Source organism: Streptomyces sp. NPDC044061, assembly GCF_056434305.1.
Genome location: NZ_JBWKFL010000171.1, coordinates 1 through 1575, shown reverse-complemented (window position 1 = coordinate 1575; position 1575 = coordinate 1). Strand labels below are relative to the sequence as shown.

Genomic DNA, 1575 nt, shown 5'->3' with positions numbered 1-1575 from the left:
TGCCCTCGACGCAACGGTCTTCCCTACGTCGCGAACGCCTACGTGACGCATCACCGCAGGTCAGAGCCGATTCAGACACTCTGAGAGTCGGTAAACTGGACGACCAGCACGCCGCGTTTCCTGCAGATCTCCGACACTCGCCGCAGGTAGCCGGCAGGCGGCACGTAGGCGCCGCCGGTGCTCCCGTTGACGGGCTCGATCATGACCGCCGAGACGTTTTCCGCGCCCCTGCTGTCGATCACGTGCGCGATCTCGTCGGCACAGGAGGCGTCGCACGCACGGCCGTCGTGGCAGTGCGTGGGCGGGTAGGGCGGGGGAAAGGCCGGGCCAAGGCCGAGCGCGTCCTCTGGGCAGGGTCGACGGGCGTGATTCCCGGCGAGACCGAGGGTCAGCGCGCTCATCCCGTGATAGCTCAGGTTGGACGTCAGAATGTCCCCGCGGAGCTTCCCGTCACGCATCCGGGTGATGTTCCGCGCCAGGCCCACCGCGACCTCCACGCCGAGCGTCCCGCATGTGGTCAGCGCGACGGAGTCGTCCGGGCGGTCCACGGCGCGGCACAGACGTTCCATCAGCTCCATCTGGACATGAGGCTGGACTACTGCGGCGCCACCGTAGGAGTACTTTGGAAACTGCTCCTCGATGCGGGAGAAGACCTTGGGGCTGTTTTGTCCCACGTTGGCGCAGAGCAGTCCGCTCGATCCGTCGAAGATCCGGCGGCCGTCAGCCAGGTGCAGCCAGGCGCCACTCGATCCCACGACCTCCAAGTCCGGCAGGGGTCTGGATGACGTCAGCAGCCGTCTGCGACGGGTCATGTAGTCGTTCACGTAGGTCCTTTCTGGGCACGGTCGCCTACGCACGCGCGCGACAGCGGATCGGTTTCTGATTGCCGGCCCGCTCCAAGGCCGTGGTCATTGCGGGAGACGCCGCAGCGATCGAATCCGCTACCGACCAATCCCGGGTGAGGTGGAGCGTGGCGTGTCGAGCGCGCCCGGGGGTTGTCGCGCCGCGAGATCCGCGAGCAGTTGGGCCTGCACGATGCCCGCTTTCGATAGAGGCGGTATCGCCTATGGCGAGGGCCTGCAGCGGTCGATGACCGTGCTGGCCGGGCTCCCAATGGAGTCGTCAGCGTGGGCCGCGCAGCACGATTCCGATGAGGCTGCCGCCCGCGTCCAGGCCGTACGTCGTCATGTACCGCCAGCCCGTGCGCAGTCCCTCGATCTCTTCGTCACGCAGGCCCTGGTGCTCAGTTGTCGGCGGCATTCGCCTCGCGCGGTGCGTCGTGATCTGCAGTACGCCCGTGGAGGTGAGCCAGCGCCGCGCGTCAGTAATGAAGCGGGCCCGGTCCAGGAACTCGAAGCTGTGCCGGCACGAGATGATGTCCACCGTGCCAGGCACCAGCTCCGGCGGGATCGCATCACCGGACTTCTTCCAGGAGGCCCCGGCCTTCAGGCCGGGGAGGAATGGATCCTCGGACCGGGGCCGCGCAGCGGCGGAGTTCTCTTCGCATCTGTTCTGACCTGCGCTTTCTTGATATGATCAAGCCAAGTTCGGTTTGATCGGCGGGAGTTGGGCATG

Annotated in this window: 2 protein-coding genes; both read right to left on the bottom strand. The window is 66.7% G+C overall.

Annotated features, from left to right (window positions below):
* Positions 1–71: 71 nt before the first annotated feature.
* Positions 72–824, bottom strand: coding sequence for an aminotransferase class III-fold pyridoxal phosphate-dependent enzyme (locus AC07CM_RS50895; RefSeq protein WP_478883358.1), 753 nt, complete (start codon positions 822–824; stop codon positions 72–74).
* Positions 825–1122: 298 nt separating this feature from the next.
* Positions 1123–1383 (bottom strand): hypothetical protein, encoded by a 261-nt coding sequence (locus AC07CM_RS50890; protein WP_478883357.1) that lies wholly within the window; start codon positions 1381–1383, stop codon positions 1123–1125.
* Positions 1384–1575: the final 192 nt, after the last annotated feature.